Below are 22,044 nucleotides of genomic sequence, written 5' to 3' on the forward strand. Positions count from 1 at the left end.
GGCGCCCAAGTATGGGCGGAGCGATTTCGTCAGGACACTGCGGCGACAGCGGTGGTGTGTGGAGAGGTGTCGATCAGCTATAGCGCCAGCATGGGGGTGGCTCTCCTTGACCCCCGTTTGCACTCTGTCGAGCAGGTGATGCTGCAGGCGGACAGCGCGCTCTACCAGGCAAAAAAGACAAGGGTGCAACCAAGTTGTGGGCGCACAAGTATTTCAGAATTGAGAGGAGTGGCGATGAAGGAAAAGCAAGCAGACCCGATCAAAACATTTCGCGCCCAATGGGCAGTGATGACGTTCTACGAGCGCTTTGAACAGGTGATCGCGCTCGCGCTGTCCGCAATCATTGCCGTTATCATCGTGGTCTCGCTGCTGCAGCTGATCTCGATCGTCTTCAGCCTGCTGATCATTGATGCATTCAATCCGCTCGATCACAAGGTCTTCCAGACCGTGTTCGGCATGATCATGACGCTGCTCATTGCCATGGAGTTCAAGCATTCCATCGTGAGGGTGGCCTTGCGGCGCGACAGCATCATCCAGGTCAAGACGGTGATCCTGATCGGGCTGATCGCCCTGGCGCGTAAATTCGTGATCCTCGACCCGGAGACCGGCCCCGCCAAGGTCGCGGCGCTTGCAGGCGCGACACTGGCCCTCGGGGCGACTTACTGGCTGCTGCGCGAGCGCGATGACCGGACAGCCGGGGAAAGCTCAGATGATCAGTCGTGATCTGCGCCACGCGCAGAATGTCGGCGCGCGGCATCGCTGGCACAATCGCCTGCAAACCGTGCTGTTGGTGCTGACCCTGCTCGGAATTGCCGCCGTCGCTGGCAGCCTGCTGTTGGGTGACGGCGGGCTTTGGCTGGCGCTTGCGGCTGCGGGGTTCACCCTGCTGCTTGAACCGGCGGCCGCCTCCGGGCTGACCTTGCGGCTGTATGGCGCACGCCCCCTGCCCCCGGATGAAGCGCCCGATCTTTGGGCTGTGTTGCGCGAACTGGCGGCGCGGGCCGGGCTGCCTACCGTGCCGGTACCGCACTACGTGCCCAGCGGGGTCGTCAACGCCTTCGCCACCGGTTCGAAGCATCACGCGGCCATCGCGCTGACCGACGGCCTGCTGCGTAGCCTCACGCCCCGCGAGTTGACCGGCGTGCTCGGCCACGAAATCGCGCATATTGCGAACGAGGATTTGCGTGTCATGGGCTTGGCCGATTCCATCAGCCGGCTCACCCATCTTCTGGCCTTGTTGGGGCAGCTTGCGATCGTGCTCAGCTTGCCAACGCTATTGCTTGGAGTCACGGAAGTCAATTGGCCCGCGTTGCTTCTACTTGCGGTCGCGCCACAGCTGGCCTTGCTGGCTCAGTTGGGCTTGTCCAGGGTGCGCGAATTCGACGCCGACCGGCTCGCTGCCGAATTGACCGGCGACCCGCACGGGCTGGCCTCAGCGCTCGCCAAGATCGAGCGGGTGAGCCGCTCCTGGCGCGCCTGGCTGCTGCCCGGATGGGGCAATCCGGAACCCTCCTGGTTGCGCACGCATCCAGCGACGGCTGAACGCATTGAGCGCTTGCTGGAACTTGCTCCGCCGCCCGCGATGCCGCCGTTTCCATCGGCCCGTTTCGACCCCGAAGTGACCGTATCACCACGTCCGCCACGCTGGCGCACTGGCGGCCTTTGGCGCTGATTTCAACATGGAGAATGACGTGACCTACCCGACCCCTACAGCCGCCCGGCGCCGGATCGATTCATCCGGCGCTGGCTCGTCATCACTGGCTGCATCGCCGCACTCATGCTGCTGTGGCAGTTCCTGCCCGCCATCGAAGCCTGGTTCAGTCCCCACGAAACAAATGCTTCAGCCCGGAAGAGAGGTCTCAGGCCGTCCGGGAGCTCTGTAACCGACGTGGAACCGCGCGTAAAGTTGCACAAAGCATAGGCGTCAGCGTCCCGGTCCTGTACAAATGGAAGAAAGACCTTATCAGTGACGAGGCTTATCAATCCATGCGCAAACGAAAGTCAGCCCCTCAGGATAAAAATCAGGATGCTTTACTCGGTGAAATCCAGCGTCTCAGGAAGCAGGTTCATCAGCTGCAGCTCGAACGTGACATACTGACAAAGGCGAATGAACTGATAAAAAAAGATCTGGGCGTCAGCTTTCTGAAACTGAAAAACAGGGAGAAAACCCTGATAGTTGATGCCCTTAAGAAAAAGTACCCCGTTGCTGAGTTGCTAAGCGTTCTGCAACTTGCCCGCAGCTGTTATTTTTACCAAAACGTCTGTACGATAAGTATGCGGAAATACGCGTGATCATGGCCGATATCTTTGAGGAGAATTACCGCTGTTACGGCTATCGGCGCCTTCACGCGATGCTTCGCGGTAACAACAGGGTTATTTCTGAAAAGGTTGTCCGCAGACTGATGGCAGAAGAGCAGCTCGTTGTTAAGCGCACCAGGCGACGACGATACAACTCTTACTGTGGCGAAATCGGCCCGGCACCGGAAAATTTACTCGCCCGGGATTTTAGTTCCTGCAGGCCAAATGAGAAGTAGCTGACCGATATTACGGAATTCCAGCTTCCGGCTGGAAAAGTCTATCTGTCGCCGGTTATCGACTGCTTTGATGGCCTGGTTGTAAGCTGGTCGATAGGAACACGCTCGGACGCGACGCTGGTGAATACGATGCTCGATGACGCACTCGATACGCTCAACGAACATGATAAACCAGTGATACACAGCGATCGTGGTGGCCATTACCGGTGGCCGGGCTGGCTCGAGCGTATCAACACCTCCGGACTTATAAGGTCCATGTCGCGCAAAGGATGCTCGTCGGATAATGCTGCGTGTGAAGGCTTCTTCGGGCGTATCAAAAACGAAATGTTCTATGGCAGAGACTGGGCGGGTATCACGCTGGAAAAATTTATCTGCTTCCTGGACAGGTACATACGCTGGTATAACGAGAAACGTATCAAGCTATCATTAGGTGCAATGAGTCCTGTGAAGTACCGGCAGCATCTTGGGATCACAACATAACAGTCCAGGAAAACATCCGCAGCCCCCTAATAGACATTAGCATTGAGCCCCTACAATACAATGTCTAGCCAATGTTGAAATGTCGTGCTGAAAACCAGACAGAGATGACGTTTGGAGAGTCTGGGCAATGCCTTCTTTAATCTTAGTCAGGTTTGGAGGATGGTCGCGGATGCCAGGCTTTCTCGGCTATCATTAGTTTCCGTACGGTCTCTTTTGAAATCCGGACACCGTATTCTGTGGTCAGTATTCGCCAGATGGCTGACGGATTCATACCCCGGCCGCGTGAGCGAATAAGCTGCAGGGTCTGGTCTCTGATGGTGGCGTTTAACTGATGATTGCCTGGCTTTCCACGGCGCCGGCTGACCAGACCGGCTGGCCCCAGCTCGCGGTAGCGTTTAATCAGACGGGAGCACTGACGACGGGTGAGCTCCATGGACTCTGCCACTTCTGCCAGCGTAATTTCCCGCGCCATATAGGCTTCAATCAAATCCAGGCGTAGCGCTTCGTGCAGTGTCAGGAGCACTGGTTTGTTGTCGTCCATTTTTCTCTCATCTGTCGGCCATATCAGATCCGCAGGTGAGGGAAGGGCTCATCGCTTCAGGCTGGGGATAAAATCCTGCGGACTGGCCAGCACCGGGTTGATCGCCCTGAGCTCTTCCAGTGCACGCTCCTGAGCGCGCCTGCGGGGCATTTTTGTACTGCGCATTCGCTTTCCTTCAGCCTCCAGCTCGTCCTGTTTCTGCTGTGCCAGCCTCAGAACGGCACCCAGTCGTTTGTTATCGACAACAGCTCCCTGATCAACGCAGGTCAGTTTATCGAAAATCTTATAACCTAGTGGCCGGTGCTGATGCCGGAAAGCAATGCTTCCGTCAGGGTAATCATAAACGGTAATTTTTTCACCTGCTATGCGCGTATTTTGTTCGGTGGGTTCAATGATATACATCACTTTATCATACTGAAAAGTCAGTGCTTTCGATAAGGTCCGCAGCTCCTGCCAGGCGAAGATATCATTCAGCTCCAGTGGACTCTGTGTGACCACACGGTGCAGATCTTTAGGGTATTTTGCCGGCCGGGAGAAACGACGGTTAAAATCGGACATGAAATGTTCAATCCACTGATTGGCTTCAGCAACCGAGCTGATGTTCTGCAGGCGCATCTCTTTAATCAGGCGATCCTGGAGCGTTTTATTTACCCGTTCCACGCGACCTTTTGCCTGGCTGCTGTTGGCACAAATCAATTCGATCGCCAGTTCCCGGAGAGCCCGTCCGAACTGGGTTGTGCCGGTACGTCGGCTTTCCGGTCCGCTGACCCTGAACACCGCATGCTTGTCGCTGTAAAATGCGACAGGTTTACCATGTTTATCAATGTATTGCCGGGTAGCCATCATGTAGTCAAACGCGTTTTCTGAATCACAGAATCGCAGGTGCATCAGGCGACCGGTGGCGTCATCCATGAAGACCAGAAGACAGCATTTTGGGGCTCTGCTTTCGAACCAGTCATGGTGAGAGCCATCGATCTGAACCAGTTCGCCGAGACAGTCGCGACGATAGCGTGGCTGGTAAACCCGGGTTCGCCGGCGGGAATGAGGACGCCAGAGACCGTCGGCTGTCATCCAGTTACGGACGGTTTCAACGGAGAGATGAATATGATGGCGTTCAGCCAGTTTTTCGGTTGCGAGCGTTGGGCCAAAATCTGAATAGTGGCACCGGATCAAATCCAGGGCTTTACAGCGTGTTTCTTCATCGATCCGGTTGTTTGCAGGACGTCCACGGCGGGAAGATGCAAACGCGGTTGCGCCATCTGTCCGGTACAGGCGCACAAGACGCTGCACCTGACGAACGCTGAGCTTAAGTATGTCTGCTGCGTCGCGCTGAAGCAAAGCCCGGTCAAATACTCGCTGAATGATGCCAAGCCGGTAAAGTTCTTTGTCTGTCATAGTCACCAACATAAGATCGCGGTCCTGTGCTGAGCAAAATGAAGGCTTAGCGTACACGACGCGTGTGAATTGTGCTGAGACGACAATAACGCTTTGTGCTGACACACTTACTTCGCTTAATGCGTTTTATGTTAAATATCAGTTAGTTACGTGAATTTCATGATGCCAAAAAATAAATTTCTCTAAAAGTAACTTTTAGAGTCTGGAGGCCCTTCGGCCTAAATTTTTCTGCGGTAGTCTGGTTGTGGTGGCCAGCAACAACTGTTGGTCAGTTGCAACTGAACAGAATTGGGATCATTGATATGATGGATGATGAAATAAGCAGCTCACCGCCCCTGTGGCGTAAAATCCTCCACGGCGTCCAGGATGACTGGCTAAATTCGCTGGGATATCCGGCCACATTGCGCCGTCGCCTAAACAACGGGATTTTGCCAGTGAGTCACCCGCAACTGCGGAACACGTTCTGGCTGCGTTCCGTGGTTTGTTGGCAAACCTGGCTCGAATACGAAAAACACTGTATTCGCTACCTGCGTCCCGGCCACGACGGTGATTATGATTACCTCCAGCGCCATATTCCTCAGCTGGATGGTCTGATAAACAGTGAGACCTCAGAAAGTTTTTGTTGTGATATTACGGCCGTTGGGGGACTGAGTGCGTCGAGTGATTGTGACCAGGAACTCTCCAGCCTGGATGCGTTTGCGCAGCAGTGTTGCCAGGAATTGGCAATACCACTGACCAGAGATCGGTTAAACCGTAATCTCAGCCACCACGGCTTACGGCTGTCAGAGATGGTATTCAGCCAGTTTACCTGGATGCCTGCCCGGCTATACTGGAACAATGTCGACGGCGCCCACCATTTTGCAGCAGCCCGTTTCCTGGCAACACAGTTGAGTCAGCCGGTTTCTCTGACAGGCCAGTTGAACACCTATAGTATAAATCCGCAAAAAATACGGCAGCTGACGGCGCAGTGGGATTTGTTCCTGGTACCGGAGGGAATTGTCTATGGCGAATTTAAAGACGCGCTATTGCGACTGAAATGCCCGTTTGGCGTATCCAATCCTCCTCACTGGGAAAATGGAGACGAGCAGCATTTCCGGGTTATCTGGCTGGAGCGGCACCAAACGGCTCCGGCGCGCGTATCACGCCTGCTGGCGCAGGCAGGATTTCCGTCACTCAGTCAGCAGCTGAGTGAGCTGAAATAGTCCAGGGCACGAGTAAAAGTTACTTTTACCAGGATAAACACAGGGGCGAGGTCGTCGCCCCATCTTTAGTCTATTTCACAAATTTCCATACACTAGGGGGGATTTTGTCATACAATTTCCCCATTGTCAGCTCTGCCAGGCGATGATCCACGGCAGCGTTAAAATGCTCAAGTTCAGAATCTGAAAGCGAATACTTATTTTTTTCAATAACCTTTTCCAGCGTTTCCCCTGAAGTACAGCGCCTCAATCGTAAAATCCATTCATTTTTGGTCATTTTTTCTCTGCAGGTTCTGTGTACTGTTTGAAATTCTAATATTCTAAGTATTAAAGTCAGTCATCAACGGACTATTATCTTTGTACTCTTTTACGAACAAACCATTTTGCGTATATGAGATAAACCACAGAAGTTAGAACTGCGGACAGACTATATATCCACATAACAGGAATCTCATTATAAAAACTTATCGACTGGCCGCTTTTATCTTCCAGAACCAGAATTGCTTTAAAATATTCAGTCACCTGAAAGAACTGGTAGAAGGGTTCCATCAAAACATACACAGAAAATAAATTAAGCAGATATTTTAAAGTCAAATCATGCTCATGCCCGTTGAAGGGAGCATGCTGCGCAAAGCAGGCCACCCATCCCGAAAAGACCAGAATACATATCGCTGAATAAACCACTGCCCATACCGCTGCTTTCATAACTGCCCCACATATTATTGTTTGTAGATAACGCACGTGGCATTCAGGTGTTCAAGCCTGAGGCGTTCTCTTTCAGATAGTCACTGATACTGAGGCTGGACAAACGAATTTTATCAGAAATTTCCCTGAACTGCTCCTCCCACCCGGCCTGCAGCTCCCTGATGGCTGCTATCTGGATAGCAACACTGAAAGGTGTTCTGCCCAGTTTCTCGGAAAGCCAGAAAAGATGCTTGTTAATCTCTTCGTCCGGGACCGAATCGAGCGCATCACTCAGTAAGGTTTTTTCGTCTTCCTGCCAGGGATGACCGGCTCGCGGAAAACGCGGATCAGGCTGGCGGTCTTTTTTCTCCCTTTTTTCCCGTCTGGCAACGGTCGGCGCTTCGCCTTTTTTCATGCCGACGCGCGCTTTCATGGCGCCGATGGCGGCGACGGCCAGCACCAGCGTTTCACGCTCCTTGCGCGTGAGCAGGCTGTCCTCGCAAATCAGGGTGTTCAGGTTATCGATCAGCGTATTCAGTCCGGGTTCAGTGACTTTCATTTTATGCTCCTGTTCCTTGTGTGGTGGCGATCAGTCCCGGCTCTCATTCACCTGGACGGTGACCGGCAGGCCTGCATCAAAACAGGTCTGATACCAGCTGGCCACCTGCAGGGGATCGCCCTCTTTTATCCGGCGTATGCCGCCGGCATCCGTCAGCTGCAGACAGGTGGTCCCGTCCAGACGGATCACGTAGGCCGCTTCCCTGATGGTGTAATAGCCGTCATCCAGCTGCAGCTCCACCGCATCACCGGCAGCTGTCTGGCGTAACGGCAGACGCCGGACGTCTGTCAGCCGTTGTCGTGCCGTTTCAGCCTCGCGTTCTTCCAGGTAGAGCGGTTCTGCAATCCCGCGACCGGCCTCCGTCAGCTCGACGGCCAGCTGCAGGTTCGGGGCGCGCAGGGTGTGCAGCCAGCCCGCGGCTTCCATGCGCCGGCAGGAGGCACGCAGGTTCGGCCCGTACACCGGGGCGTCCCCGCCCTGCTCCAGCACCCGCTCAATATCCCTCGTGGCCACCGGCCCCGGACGTTTCGCATCGAGGGCGGCCAGCACTATCAGGATCCGCCGCTGCAGTGGCGACGGCCGGCGGGAGGTTATGGCTGCCATGAGCGTTGCTCTGCCGTCGGGGCGCGCAGGATCATTTCAGTCAGCCGCAGCTGGTCTCTGTCGGTGACGTCTTCCGGGGCACGCCCCGCCAGCGCCAGGTGGTACCAGAGTTCAATGGCACTGCGTGCCCGGGCAATCTCCGCATCGGGGTTGTTGCAGTCTGCGCGGCCGGCTCGTTCGAGACACCCGTTAATGAAGTCTTCCGTGTCGGCGGTCATCGTTTCATAGCTGAGGCGAAAGTATACTTTTTCATCCATCCTGCACGCTCCGTCTGATAATGTCTGGTTAAGTGTAAAGTCATATCATGTATAGTTTATTGCTAATCAATTAAATATCATATTAGATATGATTTTATTATTAATGATAAATATCATTCTTAGTATGATTTTATGCATGTTCGTTAATTATCATATCTACTGCGTGTTTTCCGCCGCGCAGATCCGATTTCTGGCTTAAGCGGATCCGTACGTCTTCTTTTATGAATGATAGCCTTCCCCTATATCGTAATTTTTCTGCCCCTCTGTGCATTACAAGCCGTTGTTTAACATTCTCAATCGTTTATGCTTTGAGGGTCTGTCAGCACAGCGACAGATACATCGTCCTGCCGGGCATTCAGTCCGGGGGACAAAACATCAAAACGATGGAGATTAAGCCTATGGCTTATGTAAATCCTTATATGAAAGGCGGCGGAAAATATGAGTTTAAAATCAGGGGTAAACCCAAACGACGAAGTTAATCAGACTGTTGAAACTTCTCTAAATGCAGGCATGAATGAACAGGACGTGGCATCTCTCGATAAAATCGGGAAGTTACAGGACGAACAGCTCCAGCGGTGCGGAATGACTGTGCCATCAGGAACTGAGGTGTTCCGGCTTCAGCTCGGTAGTCACGGCGGAAGCAGTGTCTTTTTCAATCGTAATGGCGAGGATTGCCGTTACAGTCTTAATGATGGTGAGAATGGCTCCATGTACGTGGCCAAAACTCCCGACACGGCAATGAAGGAAGTGTTTCAGCATAAAACAGGGCTCAGGGAATCAGATCTCGATAATTACATGATGGGTACAGTAGTCATTGAGAAAGATATTCGGGTCCTTCAGGTCAGTAAGCTGATTAAATGCAGTGATTTAAGGTTGAATGATGTAACCACATCAACACGTGCAGTGACTCATCAACTGGCTGAAAAAGTTCATTCAGCAGGGTTTGACGGAATGGAGTTTCCGTCAAATGTTACCAGTGACCCATGCCTTGTGCTATGGCATGACGATGCGGCCGGAACCGGGCTGGCCACAACCCGGAGCCAGACAAGTCTCAGTCAGTTTGAGTATCAGGGTAAGGAAGCGGCAGATATTCTTGTTTATGACCTGGGAATTCCTGTTGAGGAATAACTGATAAAGGGGGGGGCAAGCACCCCCTTTCATTAAACGGCGTTCTGTGTGCCATAGTTGCGAGCCAGCCGGCGTAATTCATTCATCACTTTTTCATCCGGATTGCCTTTCAGAACCTCGGCGACGGTAAACGAACGCCCTGCAGGGTTCAGCCCATCTAGGACAGTATTTCTCTGTTCCATAAAGAAAGAATATTTCATTCGGTCACTGAAGCTGCTCAGCATAGTCAGCAGTTCGGCCACACCCCGGAGCACGCCTTTGTCCGAGGTCCCTTCCTCATCCGTAAACTGAAACACCGGGTAGTAAAACTCACCGTCAATATCAAGAGCAAGTAACTGATCGGTATCTTTCCAGGTTTTAACTGTGGTTTTACTCTTGCCCACCATTTCTGCAGCTTTAGCTGAGGTGTAAACCCCGCCGTCATTTTCCAGTCTCTGAAGGAAAAGGGCCTTACTGTGTAAACGTCGCTGCTGACGTTTTTTTTCCGGCGTCAGGCTGTTAACAGCGCGATTTTCAAGTAACTTCAGGATGACATCCATGGTAAAAACCGCATCGGTCTTCCCCATACTTTCAGGAGCAATCGGTGTTTTACCTGACCGGACTTCCTCAGCCAGGTCATGAATAAAATTCTCAAGACGCTCTGCAGCAATGCTGTTGTCCAAAAAATTATGCATAGTGGAGGAACGATCATTACCGTTTCGTTTTTGAGTTGTTGTGTTCATAAAACCTCCTTTTCGATTTTATGTCTTATAGACTACGTTAAATCGTTAAGTTGCGCAAGTTTTGTTCTCACTCCACCTTTCATAGTTTTTAACTATTGATTTTTGGATTTTCTTTTCGGTCTTACTTATTTCTTCATTTTCAGATCCGAAAAAAGGTTAAACCGGAAGAAAAAGCAGACCTGATGACGGTCTGCTTTTAAGTCTTATATGGGATTGAATCCTTCAGTTCCTGAGACTCATCAGATGGCGTTAAGCCACATCATCCCGTATTTTTGCTCACGCGCTTCGAACGCCTGGCGTCCCCCTTCAAGCACGTCACATATAGCCTTGCGCATACTGTTCGGCGCCCCGTGATCTCCGTATTCCAGCGCTCCGCTACGGTAACTGATAACTTCATCATTGTTGGCCGCGATGATGACCTGTTCAGCATCACAGTTAACCACCAGGTTGGCGTTATGCGTCACAATGATGACCTGTCGGTACTGTTTTATTTTTCTGAAAAGTGGGACCAGACTGTGCATGATGAATTCATTATCCAGGTCATCTTCCGGCTGATCAAAGACAAACGGCGATCCGAAGGCATCTGTCGCCAGTTTAAGGCAGACATAGAAGGTCCCCCGTTGCCCGGCTGACAGTTTTTCGACGGTTTTACCTTTGTATTCAAATTCCGCCCTGACGTTCAGATAGCGCTGGATCTGCTCCGGACTGAACAGATAACTGATAAGTGCATCCGGTCCCTGACTGTTAAAATATTCGTCGCGCCAGAAAAACGCCTCGATGGTTAGTTTATTGTCCGGACATTCCGGCAGAACCAGCATGGGTTCATTTGCCAGCAGGGCCCGGAACTCATCAATGCTGCTGATCCTGAATACCTCCCGCAACCTATCCTGGGTAGTCAGCTCCCCGGCCGCCCTGAACCGGCCTCGGTTCAGACAACTGAGCATCCCGTTGTAAAAGGCAGTGACATCAAAGTGAGGCTGGCCGTAAATGCGGATATCCGTAAGAATGTCCTGTATCAAGGCCTGCTGATCCTGCGTCAGATGAGGTTTTGTGGTCAGCGATGCGAAAGCCGTGTCGATCACGCCCTGTCTTGACAGCAATCCATCCATGAATTCAGCCGCAAGCCTGGTGCGTTGTTCCAGTCCGCTCCGGTACAGTGTCTCCTGATGTCCGATTTCACGCAGATGAGTTTCCGCCAGCTCCGTCTGGAGCTGATATTCATGTACCTTTTCCAGCAACCCGGTAATGTCCTGTCCCAGCCCCTGCTCGCGGAAAGTACCGATAATCTCGTCGTTATCGCGACCAAACTGTTCGGTCTGCTCCTGCACGGACAGCAGTCTGCGCTCAATAACCCCTGTCTGGGCAGACAGATCCACGAGCGGGATCGCTTCATGAGCAGTATCCTCTGCATTAATCGCCGCAATTCTGGCATTCAGATCCTCTGCGGTCGTCACAATGTCCGCACGCACACTCGTCAGTTTATCCCGCGTCTGAATCAGTAATGTCTGGCGCCGGCTGTTTTCGCGAAACGTCTCAATCAGTGCCTTATTGCGGTCACTAGTGAGAACCTCAATCTTTTCCTGAGCGGCTCTGATGATATTCAGCTGAAAATGACGCGTATTCACCGGCTCTGAATACGCACTCCGGTACAGGCTGAATTCACGCCAGGCACGCCAGGCACTGAGGTTTTCCGCCAGCTGTGCGGCCGTATTGCCCGCCTCATGGGCCGGTGTCAGCCTCAGCATTTTCTTTATCTCATCGCTGATGAGCCCCGGCTCCTGACAGAGCTTTTTGATTTCGCCCTGAGACACATGCAAGTACTCATACCCTTCAGAACGGGCATCAAAACGGATCTTCTCACCATTGGCCTTATCCAGCTCAATACTCATATGCTGAACATTCACATCACGCTGATCGCTTCCCCGGGCCGCCGCCCCGGCAAAACGGGAACGGAGCGCATCAAGCAGCAGACTTTTACCTGTTCCCCGGCCGCCAATGATGGCCACCATATCCTGACTGAGGGGGATGGACAGTTTCCTGAAGCTGATTTCCTGGCCATCAAAAATCGTCCCTTCAACATCAATCTGACTGAAATGCGCTTTTGGCGTAAGCTCTGCCAGCCACTCCTCCCCTATCCTGAGGCGGGCTTCAGGCTCCAGCAGTGCCTGGCGTAGCCCCTCGAAGGTCGGAAGCGCCTTTACCCAGGTGTAGCGGCTGCCGATATCCTCCATCCGGTGGGCATCGGAGCAGAGGAAGACGGGTTTGACGCTGGCGCCATCATAACGATCCGTTCTCAGAAAGAATTCACGATCGCCATTCCCGCCAAAAATCATCTGTCCCTGACGGTCGATTTCGGTTGCTATTGCCGCAGAACGGCCATTCGCATCCGGCCGGTAACCGCCATACCCGTTAGGACAGACCGCCACCAGATAATCCCTGAATGGCCGGAATGATGCACTGAGGTGTTCAAGCAGTGTACTGAACGCCACCACAATGGTATCCACGCCATGACCGCTCTCCGCAACACTCTTTTCGCAGCAGTAAATGGCTTTTCTGTCACCGTCAGTTAACCTGAGCGGGAAACGGGACAGGGCTTCATTAATACGCTCAGTGCTGATCCTGTCGGAGAAAAGAATATGAACATTAATAAAGTCCCCGGCCTTGTTCTGTTGATCAAGGCGAAACTCAACATTTCCCAGTACCGTGATATTCAGGTTCTGGCGGGCAATTTCTTCCCGTATCATTTCCAGCTCATTCTGCCGGAAATAAAAATAGTTGGTCACGGCGATGAGGGAAAGTTGCTTTTCCCCGAGAAGCTGAACATAGCGCGCGATATCACACTGGCTGGCATAACCATTGGCCTGCCATGTCACTGGACTGTGAATATGTAAATCCCATTTATTCCATTCTGAACCTTTCACCGGGGGGATCCTTATGATGAGAATTTCTCCCCCATCATAGTGAGGATATCGCTATGCTGCCATGTGATTTCACGGTGGCGTCTCAGAAACATCTGTCTGCGGTGATAGTCATATTTTCGTCAACAATTCATCATATTTCTGAACTGAAATGCAATAATTCACTTTTCACAACAATCAGTCTATTTTTGTGTTTATCCTGCAATAATCATTCTTCTTTGCACTGCAGATCCGAAAAATACCAGTTCCGGATCTAAACTCTGAACTGACCTGAAGAATGCAAGATTGAGATTTTTACAGAAATACTCTTCTCACAGGACGTATGATGAAGAGGTTGACCACCCACATATCAGGAACGCTATGTCTGGCATACTGCTTAATCGCCTCACTACTAAAGTCAGAGCACAACTCAAACGCACCCTCAAAGGAAATAAGACATATAAGAAGCATCGCTGGAACCTTGTTGAAAGGGCGCAGGTTTACTGCTCCACGCATTATCTGAAGGCCATGTTTTTGCTCTGGTCTATGGCAGGCAGTGCTGTCCTCATAGCGATAGGCTTTCGTGCTGAATTTAGTATCTTTGCGGCTAATTACCTAAAAAACGTCACTAAACTTCCTGAATGGATGTCAAACCTGCTGGGCGCCCAGCTGACGATAATCGGGATTGTGTTCCCACTTGTTGTCGGACTGATCAGTGTGCTCTTTCAGAAAAAATCCTCGCGAATCCACATTCAGACCGCCTATCAGTTGCATTCGGGTTATATGTTTGCAGGACTCAGTGGGCTATCACTTGCTGCTTTTATACTGATAAGTGGGTTATTTTTATCTGCCGGTGACAAATATCTTGATACGGCATTTGCGGTTACGGCCTTAATCTGGATGCTTTTCAATATTGTACTTTCGATATGGTTCTTTATTACCAGCCTTAACATTTTAGATGACAAGAAACGCGATCACCTCATGCTGAAGTATTTTCAGTCCCAGATTGTAGAAAATCATATTCTGCGTTCCCTTAAATACTCATGGATACAGTATCCTGGTTCACACATAGGTAAGGATTATATAAAGGGAATAACCATTCTTCCCTACTCTGTCTCAAGCGAAGAAAGTATGGACTCGGTTAAATTCCATATTGAGGATCATATCGAAATCAGCGATGTGTATCTTGGACCACTAAATTTTCTTTTACACCGGCTGAAACCTGTGCAGAATAAGAATGGCTCGATTGTTATTCTGCCGTCCCTGGCAAAAAGGGATAACAAAATAACACTGTTTTCCTCAACTGACGTGATTATCCCTGGGTGGTGGCCGTTCTTTTTCAGACAATGTTTTATAAAAGGCCCGAAAGTAAACTGGAAAGAGTACAGACACATTACCCGTGATTTTTATGGTGAGGTTTATGATGCTCTGGGAGACAAAAATATAAGTACCTTTATCATCGCAACAGACCGGCTGATTGATACATACACAACATTGAAAAAAAGCTTCCGGTATGCTGATGGAAACTATATTGATGAATGTCATGGTTCAGGTATGTCATTTACATTCAGCCAGTCATTCTATCATGATTTTTACAGTTTCAGTAACGAGGTGGTAAAGTCACTGGAAACAACGGGTGAATATTTCCGTAAAATTATTGATGTACCATTCTCTGTATATCGTGATTCAGACAGCCGTGAAATCGTCGATTTTCAGCAGTGTATGGAATCTCTTTTCTACGTATGGTACGTGTTGAACAACTGGAAAAGAGGATATGCAGAAACTCTGTCGGTCAGTCAGGAGCAACGTCACAGGGAAGTTGTCAAAGATTTTATAGGTGAATGGGAAAGCTGGTACATGTGGCGACGTATTAAGGCCCGTGGCGAGAACCGGTTTGATGATGACTCGGCCGAACTACTTTATCATCTTTATGAGACAGCCCGGATAGTCATGACGGCTGTGATGTCAGACGACCGCTATGCCTCAGATCACAGTGCGGATATGCTTTTACTCTGGTTCAGCCGGAATCGGTTTGAACAGCACTTTGAACAATACCGCTGGCACAGCTTTTTCCTGACGCCGTCGTATCTTACTCAGGCATCTGACAAACCGGCCTGGCAGGCCATCCTCAGAGGAAATGCATATTCAGAAAAAGCTGCACGGGCAATCATTTTTTTCAATGCACTGACAGATATTCGACTGCTTACTGCCGGATATATTCTTTCGCATGTTCAGCAGAAAAAAAATGTACGTCTGAAAAATGTTATAAAGCGACTTCTTACTTCTGAACCTGTCTATCCGACAGGTGCGCATGATCTCATGACGACGTTGTTAACTTCTTCGACTGATATTATTGATATTATTATCAGGCTGGAATGTCGTCCGTGCGACAGTGAGGATTCCTGGTACAAGACGATGTCTAATCTCGTAAAGGCGTTTTCATCATTTAATGAAACTGAGATCATATCAGGACGTATCTATATGGGAACCTATGAAGATGTCAGGAATATTTATGCCAGTTATGCAGATATCGCTTTTTATCTTTCCGCTAAGTCCCTGCCTGTCACCCAGCGCGTAAGGATGGCACTGAACGACAACCTGTTTACTTATCATCAGAAGGAACAGATTATTTATCAACTCCAGTGTTTCAAACGCCGTGAAGACAGCCCATCGGATGGATATTTAATGTCTGATAAAGCCTTTAAAGATAAGATTGTCCGTTTTAACGAAACCCTCGATGCCTATATTCAGGCTTTCAGCCGGAGCATGCATTCAGAGCTTCTTAACGCTGAGATTGATACTGAGCTGCTGAAAAATACCGATCTTACTCTTACCCGAGAACTACCCTTAATGCTTGCCCGGGATGCACTGCTTTCACAATTTTCTTACAGTACATCAAACAGCGGGGAGATAGCGTGGACAGCCAAGTCAGTTAACGGAGGCATGTCCAAAGATATCTTAGCCCGTGGGATCAGCAGCACTAATTCGGTAATACTGACACCTGTTTCTGACATTAAACAGACTCTGCTTGGTGATGTTTACCATGGACTGAGTCAGCTGCAGCCCCTCCGGACAATCAACGTCCGCGACGAATATGAACTGCTGAAGCATTTAAGGGAGATGACTGCCGACAACGAAGACTATACGCTGATTTTCTTCGGAACCCATCTGGGAAGCGAGCTACGTGAGATGAGCTACCACGCAGAAAGGTTTGCGGAACTGGGGATCATACTGGATATGAAGAGTGATCTCGATGGCCTTATGCCAGTCAGGGTTAATAACTGTGGAATCTATCAGGTATGGGATAATGATGGAGGATATTACTCCCTGCTTGTCCGGAACAATGTCTTTGGATCCCTTAACATGCTGAGCGATCCCGACGGACAGCCTTTCAGTACCTCATGGCATGCAAGTGATGAAGACCCTCTGTCGGGCTGGGTGACTACCAGCTGGAAACAGGAACTCGGGATTAGTGGTTCCGTCGTGGCAAGATTTAATCACTCCTGACCAGTCTGGCTGAACGGCGCGAGAATGCCGTTCAGCTATTATTGTTGCTGTAAAGTTAATTATTAACCGCTAATTTTATATAAAAACAAATATCTGATTTTTGCAACAATCACCTCTCACTAGTGCGTTATCAGCATCAATAGCTTTCTTCCACTCCCAAGATCCGAAAACCAGTGAAACCGGAAGCAGATACCGGCCATGAAAATGGCCAGTTCCGTTCCGGAACATAAGAAAGACAGGGGGACATGAAAAAGAAAGAACTAGTTTCTGACTGAAAATAACTCGCCGATGCGAGGATGTGTATTAAAAATGGCGCCCTGCAGCGCCACCATTTCATTCCATTTTTGCGACAAACGCTCACCGTCAGCCAGGATGGTTACCTTCAGATGTTCGCGTGCTCCAAGTAACCTCTCCATGTCTGAGACGAACTGCACGGACGTGCTGTCAAGCCCTTCCAGCTTCTTCTGGAGAATGAGATCGCTCTGCAGCATCGCTTCCAGAGAACACGCTGCATCTATACTGTGGGTAAAGGCATCTTTCATGGCATTCATGCTGTCTGAATAAGCCGGGGACACATACAGGCCGTAGGTCCGCAGCCGAAAATCAGCCTGTTCGATACTGTCTTTCCGTTCTTTTTCATTAAGGATGGCACGGGATAATATGGCTATTTTCCGGGCATAGTCCGCACTGCTTGTATGATTATAGATTTGCAGAAATTCGTTATAGCAGGACAGCGCCTGGTTCATGCTGCGTAACAGCGGATTCTGAATGCCGAGGTAAATATAATGTTCGTTCACCAGACAGATGGCCACTTTATAACCTTCTTGGGTCGTCAGTTGTGGAACCCATTTCCGTGCGGTCAGGTACGCCCCTACCGCGGCAGTGGCCATAACACCATTAAACAGCATCGATACCCAGGCAGCCACGTCACCATTTTTCACCGCCTGTCCCGAGATGGTGGCGAGCAGAATAACCGCACTAAAAAAGACGACAACTGTCCACAACCATCGTTCACCGTCACGGTGTGACCGGCGGTATCTCCCGGATATAGCAGGTTGTGGCGGCTTCGCTTTTAGAGCGCTATCAACGAAGGTTACGGGGCCCTCTTCGCTGTCTGGAATCGGGGTAACCGGCTCAGTCATGATCACCTGGCTCCGCCAGGCAGACGGTAAAATCCCCCTTCCCGTCAGGGGTGAAGCTAACGAGTTGTTCATGATCGCTGTAATAGAGCGCGACTTCCTGCTCCTGTGGCGACAGCGCGGAATACAATTTACCCTTCAGGTTGGGCAGGAGTGCCTTATATTCTTTTTCCTTTTCCATATTTTCCTGTGCTTCCCGTTCGTTTTCTTCCTCCGTGAAAGCAGTACTAAAGCCAAACAGATCATTGAATAAATGCTCACGGAGGCGCGGTTCAAGCGACTTACGGATGGCTTCTCTGCAGACGTCGTTGGTAAAGGTCCTCCAGAGCGGTGAATACAGTTCGGCCTTCTCAACAAAATTACGCGTATGGATACCCGCAGCCGGCCATCCTTGTGTGACTTCAGCCCAGATATTGTCGGCCTGTTTTTCCCAGACCGTGGGTTTGACGGACATCGAGGCGAGAATATCGTTATCCGTAATGTTACCGATACCGTTCAGGATCGCCAGACGGAGCACTTCCACCTCTTTCACTGGTTGCTGGGTCAGAGTCACACAGCGGACGTAGAGATCGTCCAGCTGCGCGGCGGTGTTGTCGTCTATGTGTTTCGTAGGCATAACCACCTCACATTCAGTAATTAATGAAAAATAGGTTCACATTCCTAACTTATAAGTTTATAAGTTTATAAGTTTGTTTTGTTACCATATCATAAAATAATTTTGATGCAATGTGTTCTCAGCTATGTCAGGTGTCAGGAGAAGTGTTTTCTCACTCAGATCCGAAAAAAGGTAGTTCCGGATCTCCGTCAGACCCACCGGCGCTCTGCGGCCCCCTGACACAATATGTAGCGGTGTTATCAGCTGCTGGTTACGCTATATGTTGTGTTAACCCCCTGCCCCGTGACCGCCCGCTCAACACCGGAAAAGGGCGCTTTGCTTATTCCCTGACCGTGGTACACCTCCGGAAAGTTGTGATAAGAAAGAAAGTCGGATCTGACCGGAACGGCCATTCGGTAATTTAAATGAATGACTATATTACTGCTTATTATTTTAATTCGATAAATTCACTTTCGTGAAAGTCACTGTCGCGACAGAGTGGCACTCATCTGACGATGATTGAGGTGTGGTAAAATTGCACGGCTAACTATTCAACTGAGGAAAGGACATGTTTACTGCCCTGAACGATAAAAACACTTTCGGTTACCCGTTTGAGAAGATCCGTAATGCTATCGCTGTACCTAGTGAAAAAAACGTTGATGCTGCCACCAGTTTCGGTCTTGAAGTCCTCAGCCGGAGGTATGATGCTTTTCACCAGGAGCTGGATGCGGCCGGTGAGCTGGGGAACTGGGAATACGATCTCGATACCTACATTCACTGTATTGCGGTGCTGCAACGTTACTTCACCGGCAATCCATCCGGGCTCACAGAACGTGATGCCCGGATTTACAGCCATTACCTGCAGACTGAGCACAAAAGGTTTGTGAAGCTTGCTGAAGAGCTGGCTGCCGGCCGCTGACTAAGGACAGAGGGCGGGATTTCGAACAGACCATCGGTATAGATAAAAGTATGAAAAAGAAAAAAGCGTCAGAACCGGGGTTACTGGCAAGCGACAGCGACTGGCACAATAACGCATGTTTGAATTACATGCCTGATCACGGCACAACTTACACCGAAGGTTACCGGCGGGCTGCTGACATTCTGATTAAACACATTGATGAATCCGGGCTGGACCAGGATTTTCTGGTTTATCCGGTGTTGTTTCTCTACAGGCATCACATCGAACTCCTTATCAAACAAATTGTCGGACTGGCTTTGGTACTATCAGAAGAGCCGGATACAGACCAGTACAAAAAAGATAACCATAACCTGAATACCTTATGGCTGCTGGCAAAGAAACTTCTCCCTGAAGTTAATGACAGCCATCGATCTTCTAATTTTCGACTCATCAAGGAAGTCGTTAAAAAGCTTCACAATGCGCACAGGCTAGTAACGGATTTGCGTTATGCCCGGAGAAATGACGACACGCGGAGCTTTGAAGGAATTCAGGATGTCAACACCAGTTGCTTTAGAGAAAAATGGAAACGGCTTCCTATTCACTAGATGCAATAGATAGCGGTCCTCGTTATCTGCTGAAGCAAATATTGGAATTGCATTCAACCCTCAACGACTTCTGATTTTCAAGACAGTGTCTACTTGTACATAACACATATCTGCAGCACTGTGCTGAATTAGGGCCAGATGGCACTCCAGCCCCCTGAGGTAGGGACACATCTTCAAAGATTCCAGGTTTTTTCTACTACTTTCATCAATGCCATCTCTGGAAGGCGCTGAGTAGTTATCCGCAGCAACCAGCAGAGTTATGTTGCAGACGAATAATGCTATCTACCGGATACTGGCAGCCCCGACTCCTCTGTACTATGAGACAAAGCTCGCTCATCTCAGTAAATATTACATTCGGTGTTCCGTGTTTTTGCATCAAATCACATCCTGGTTTCTCTGTTATTTAAGCAGTTCAGAACGACTTTTCAGTAACGCTTTCCCCTGCGCCAGCAGCAGGTGATTACACTGCCCTTCAATTTCTACCAGCTGATCGGCAAGCAATTGCTGAGTGTTTGCGCTGAAAGTGCCGGTCAGTTCAATTCCCGGATGGTAAGTTTTCTCGCTTCTTCCAGCGGAAGCGCTCTGGAGTAATACCAGCCCTGAGCATAACTCTGTGGCCAGAACGTCTTCAGATAGTTCACCTGCTCCTGAGTCTCTACACCCTCAAACACAATCTTATCTGCAATGGAGCGGAACATCTCATGCAGTCCGGGAAGAAGATCATATCGTAAAGATTCAGTACCAATAGCACTAGTTAGCGATTTGTCTATTTTTATTTCATCTACATCAAGCGCAGCTACCAGATTAAGATTAGAATATCCTGTCCCAAAGTCATCGATGGCAAACCTGACACCATGATTTTTATATTTATCAATGTGAATTTTCATACCTTCAAAATCCCCTCCTTGACGCTCCGTAATTTCAAGAAGGATTGTTTTATATGGGATGTTATATTCAGAAATTAATCCTAGTAGTTTATCCCTGAATTTTTCTGAGTCAAGATCGCTTGGATTAATGTTTACGCTCAAAAATATTTCATTCTGAATAGCAGTATGGATAAATTCTCGGATAGCATGGTTAATGACGAATAAAGTCACATCCTCCTGCAACCCTTCCCTTTCAGAAAGCGGTATAAATACTTCAGGGCTAATATTCCCGAGTCTTTCATCTTTCCATCTGAGCAAGGCCTCAAATCCGCAGATCTGTCCGTCTTCAATTCTGTAAATAGGTTGATAGACCAGCGACAGGGCTTCATTTTTCAAAGCCTTTACAAACCTTGCAGATAGTGAACTATTGAGTTCTGCTCTGTTCATAATGAGAATATAAATCATTAAACCGGAAAGTAGTGACACTGTTACTAATAACATTTGTATGCTCCAGTGCTCTGAAAATATCCCCGTAAAATACCCACCTCCTGCAACACAGAGATCATAATGTAGGCTACATGCCCTAAACACTCTAAACCTTAGTGGAACGCTATCATGCCGATCAAGAAGAGGAGCATCAGGTCCTATATTGAAGTAATGCCTGTCATGCTTACTATTTCCGACAACAGCGCTAAAGTTTTTTGAATACATATCAGTTTCGAATCGTCTGAAGACAAATGGTGATAGGGTCACCATAATACCTTCAGAAATATATCCATTGACGGATATATCATCCATAAGCTTAATACCAAAAAGCCACACTCCTTCACGCGAAGGCCATTTTTTATCAAAATGTTCCAGACTTAAGGTGGGACGTAAACTCCCCCACAGAGCACTACAGGCTAATTCTCCTTTTATGATGTAGCCAACATCTTTAATCAACGGATAGGGCCATACTACAACCCGAAGATGTAAGATATTTTCATTAGTACATGGACTGTCTGCTATATTCACATGTGACTTTGCAGCAGTCTTGACAGATTCAGTCTGAACTAGGAGCGATTCAGAGCGAACAAGCACATCGGAAGTATAGTCTTTAATTTTATCCCGAAAAATCAGGTAAGCTACGCTCTCAGATAATACAAAAAAAAATATACCAGCTGAAAGAATCGATAAAGAGAGGACTGATAGATTATGTATCCACTTTCCAGGGCTAATCAAACGTTCCAGCTTACGACTAACCATGCAGATCTCCCCTCAAATTGAAAAGATATAAAGCTATATTTTCGCCAACTTCACTGACCGATTAGCTGGCACTGAACATACTATTCCAGTATACCTATTCTTGCCTTACTCATCACGGGTATGAATCAAATAATGTGACATGGTTCGGATAGATACTGGTTATGATTTACAGAGATAATTCATGCGTTAT

The 22,044-nt window shown here is 49.2% G+C and carries 19 protein-coding genes and 2 pseudogenes; 8 read left to right on the plus strand and 13 right to left on the minus strand.

The window, feature by feature from the left end; all coding sequences use genetic code 11:
* Positions 1 to 234: 234 nt before the first annotated feature.
* The 3 genes and pseudogenes from OQV00_RS26320 to OQV00_RS26330 form a co-directional block, all read left to right on the plus strand.
* Positions 235 to 723, plus strand: a complete 489-nt coding sequence (locus tag OQV00_RS26320) for a phosphate-starvation-inducible PsiE family protein (protein ID WP_004152114.1) — start codon at positions 235 to 237, stop codon at positions 721 to 723.
* A complete protein-coding gene (locus OQV00_RS26325; protein WP_154949066.1) occupies positions 710 to 1,672 on the plus strand; it encodes a zinc metalloprotease HtpX in 963 nt (320 codons plus the stop codon). The genes OQV00_RS26320 and OQV00_RS26325 overlap by 14 nt, the downstream gene beginning before the upstream one ends.
* A gap of 170 nt (positions 1,673 to 1,842) precedes the next feature.
* A pseudogene (locus tag OQV00_RS26330) lies at positions 1,843 to 3,014 on the plus strand (IS3 family transposase); the annotation flags it as partial.
* A 142-nt stretch (positions 3,015 to 3,156) separates the two neighbouring features.
* Here OQV00_RS26330 and OQV00_RS26335 read toward each other — a convergent pair.
* Together OQV00_RS26335 and OQV00_RS26340 are read right to left on the minus strand one after the other, a co-directional pair.
* On the minus strand, positions 3,157 to 3,555 hold the full coding sequence (locus tag OQV00_RS26335) for a helix-turn-helix domain-containing protein (RefSeq protein WP_154949064.1): 399 nt from the start codon (positions 3,553 to 3,555) through the stop codon (positions 3,157 to 3,159).
* Positions 3,556 to 3,603: 48 nt separating this feature from the next.
* Positions 3,604 to 4,950, minus strand: a complete 1,347-nt coding sequence (locus tag OQV00_RS26340) for an ISNCY family transposase (protein ID WP_204112107.1) — start codon at positions 4,948 to 4,950, stop codon at positions 3,604 to 3,606.
* A 242-nt stretch (positions 4,951 to 5,192) separates the two neighbouring features.
* Here OQV00_RS26340 and OQV00_RS26345 point away from each other — a divergent pair, with 242 nt between their 5' ends.
* Positions 5,193 to 6,152 carry a DUF6685 family protein gene (locus OQV00_RS26345; protein ID WP_266280935.1) on the plus strand — a complete coding sequence of 320 codons (960 nt, stop codon included), beginning with the start codon at positions 5,193 to 5,195 and terminating at the stop codon, positions 6,150 to 6,152.
* A 70-nt stretch (positions 6,153 to 6,222) separates the two neighbouring features.
* Here OQV00_RS26345 and OQV00_RS26350 read toward each other — a convergent pair whose 3' ends face one another.
* The 5 genes from OQV00_RS26350 to OQV00_RS26370 all read right to left on the minus strand — a co-directional run bounded on the left by OQV00_RS26350 (position 6,223) and on the right by OQV00_RS26370 (position 8,252).
* Positions 6,223 to 6,426 carry an HHA domain-containing protein gene (locus OQV00_RS26350; protein ID WP_266280937.1) on the minus strand — a complete coding sequence of 68 codons (204 nt, stop codon included), beginning with the start codon at positions 6,424 to 6,426 and terminating at the stop codon, positions 6,223 to 6,225.
* Between the two features lie 74 nt (positions 6,427 to 6,500).
* A complete protein-coding gene (locus tag OQV00_RS26355) occupies positions 6,501 to 6,854 on the minus strand; it encodes a hypothetical protein (protein WP_003026788.1) in 354 nt (117 codons plus the stop codon).
* A 43-nt stretch (positions 6,855 to 6,897) separates the two neighbouring features.
* Positions 6,898 to 7,392, minus strand: coding sequence for a DNA-binding protein (locus tag OQV00_RS26360; RefSeq protein WP_154905130.1), 495 nt, complete (start codon positions 7,390 to 7,392; stop codon positions 6,898 to 6,900).
* Between the two features lie 30 nt (positions 7,393 to 7,422).
* Entirely contained in the window at positions 7,423 to 7,995 is a 573-nt protein-coding gene (locus OQV00_RS26365; RefSeq protein ID WP_154905129.1) for a hypothetical protein, read from the minus strand.
* Positions 7,983 to 8,252 (minus strand): hypothetical protein, encoded by a 270-nt coding sequence (locus OQV00_RS26370; RefSeq protein ID WP_154905128.1) that lies wholly within the window; start codon positions 8,250 to 8,252, stop codon positions 7,983 to 7,985. The genes OQV00_RS26365 and OQV00_RS26370 overlap by 13 nt, the downstream gene beginning before the upstream one ends.
* Positions 8,253 to 8,690: 438 nt before the next feature.
* Here OQV00_RS26370 and OQV00_RS26375 point away from each other — a divergent pair, with 438 nt between their 5' ends.
* Positions 8,691 to 9,380 (plus strand): RES family NAD+ phosphorylase, encoded by a 690-nt coding sequence (locus OQV00_RS26375; RefSeq protein ID WP_154905127.1) that lies wholly within the window; start codon positions 8,691 to 8,693, stop codon positions 9,378 to 9,380.
* Between the two features lie 32 nt (positions 9,381 to 9,412).
* Here the strand turns inward: OQV00_RS26375 and OQV00_RS26380 are convergent, their stop codons facing one another.
* Both OQV00_RS26380 and OQV00_RS26385 read right to left on the minus strand, forming a co-directional pair.
* Entirely contained in the window at positions 9,413 to 10,102 is a 690-nt protein-coding gene (locus OQV00_RS26380; RefSeq protein WP_154905126.1) for a hypothetical protein, read from the minus strand.
* A gap of 239 nt (positions 10,103 to 10,341) precedes the next feature.
* Positions 10,342 to 13,023 carry a TrlF family AAA-like ATPase gene (locus OQV00_RS26385; protein WP_251891217.1) on the minus strand — a complete coding sequence of 894 codons (2,682 nt, stop codon included), beginning with the start codon at positions 13,021 to 13,023 and terminating at the stop codon, positions 10,342 to 10,344.
* 357 nt (positions 13,024 to 13,380) lie between these two features.
* Between OQV00_RS26385 and OQV00_RS26390 the strand changes: the two genes are divergently transcribed.
* Positions 13,381 to 16,506: a hypothetical protein gene (locus tag OQV00_RS26390; RefSeq protein WP_154905124.1), complete on the plus strand. Its 3,126-nt coding sequence runs from the start codon at positions 13,381 to 13,383 to the stop codon at positions 16,504 to 16,506.
* 260 nt (positions 16,507 to 16,766) lie between these two features.
* On the opposite strand, the gene OQV00_RS26395 is transcribed toward OQV00_RS26390, so the two are convergent.
* A complete protein-coding gene (locus OQV00_RS26395) occupies positions 16,767 to 17,648 on the minus strand; it encodes a hypothetical protein (protein WP_154905117.1) in 882 nt (293 codons plus the stop codon).
* Entirely contained in the window at positions 17,641 to 18,261 is a 621-nt protein-coding gene (locus tag OQV00_RS26400) for a hypothetical protein (protein WP_154905118.1), read from the minus strand. The genes OQV00_RS26395 and OQV00_RS26400 overlap by 8 nt, the downstream gene beginning before the upstream one ends.
* Before the next feature lie 547 nt (positions 18,262 to 18,808).
* Between OQV00_RS26400 and OQV00_RS26405 the strand changes: the two genes are divergently transcribed.
* On the plus strand, positions 18,809 to 19,159 hold the full coding sequence (locus tag OQV00_RS26405) for a hypothetical protein (protein WP_048755955.1): 351 nt from the start codon (positions 18,809 to 18,811) through the stop codon (positions 19,157 to 19,159).
* 50 nt (positions 19,160 to 19,209) lie between these two features.
* A complete protein-coding gene (locus OQV00_RS26410) occupies positions 19,210 to 19,743 on the plus strand; it encodes a hypothetical protein (protein WP_048755964.1) in 534 nt (177 codons plus the stop codon).
* A 530-nt stretch (positions 19,744 to 20,273) separates the two neighbouring features.
* On the opposite strand, the gene OQV00_RS26415 is transcribed toward OQV00_RS26410, so the two are convergent.
* On the minus strand, positions 20,274 to 21,110 hold the full coding sequence (locus OQV00_RS26415) for an EAL domain-containing protein (protein WP_032693954.1): 837 nt from the start codon (positions 21,108 to 21,110) through the stop codon (positions 20,274 to 20,276).
* Positions 21,111 to 21,176: 66 nt separating this feature from the next.
* Positions 21,177 to 21,854, minus strand: a pseudogene (locus OQV00_RS26420) (CSS-motif domain-containing protein); the annotation flags it as partial.
* Positions 21,855 to 22,044: the final 190 nt, after the last annotated feature.

The sequence above is a fragment of the Klebsiella sp. DY2415 genome, assembly GCF_026314315.1.
Taxonomy (GTDB): domain Bacteria; phylum Pseudomonadota; class Gammaproteobacteria; order Enterobacterales; family Enterobacteriaceae; genus Klebsiella; species Klebsiella ornithinolytica.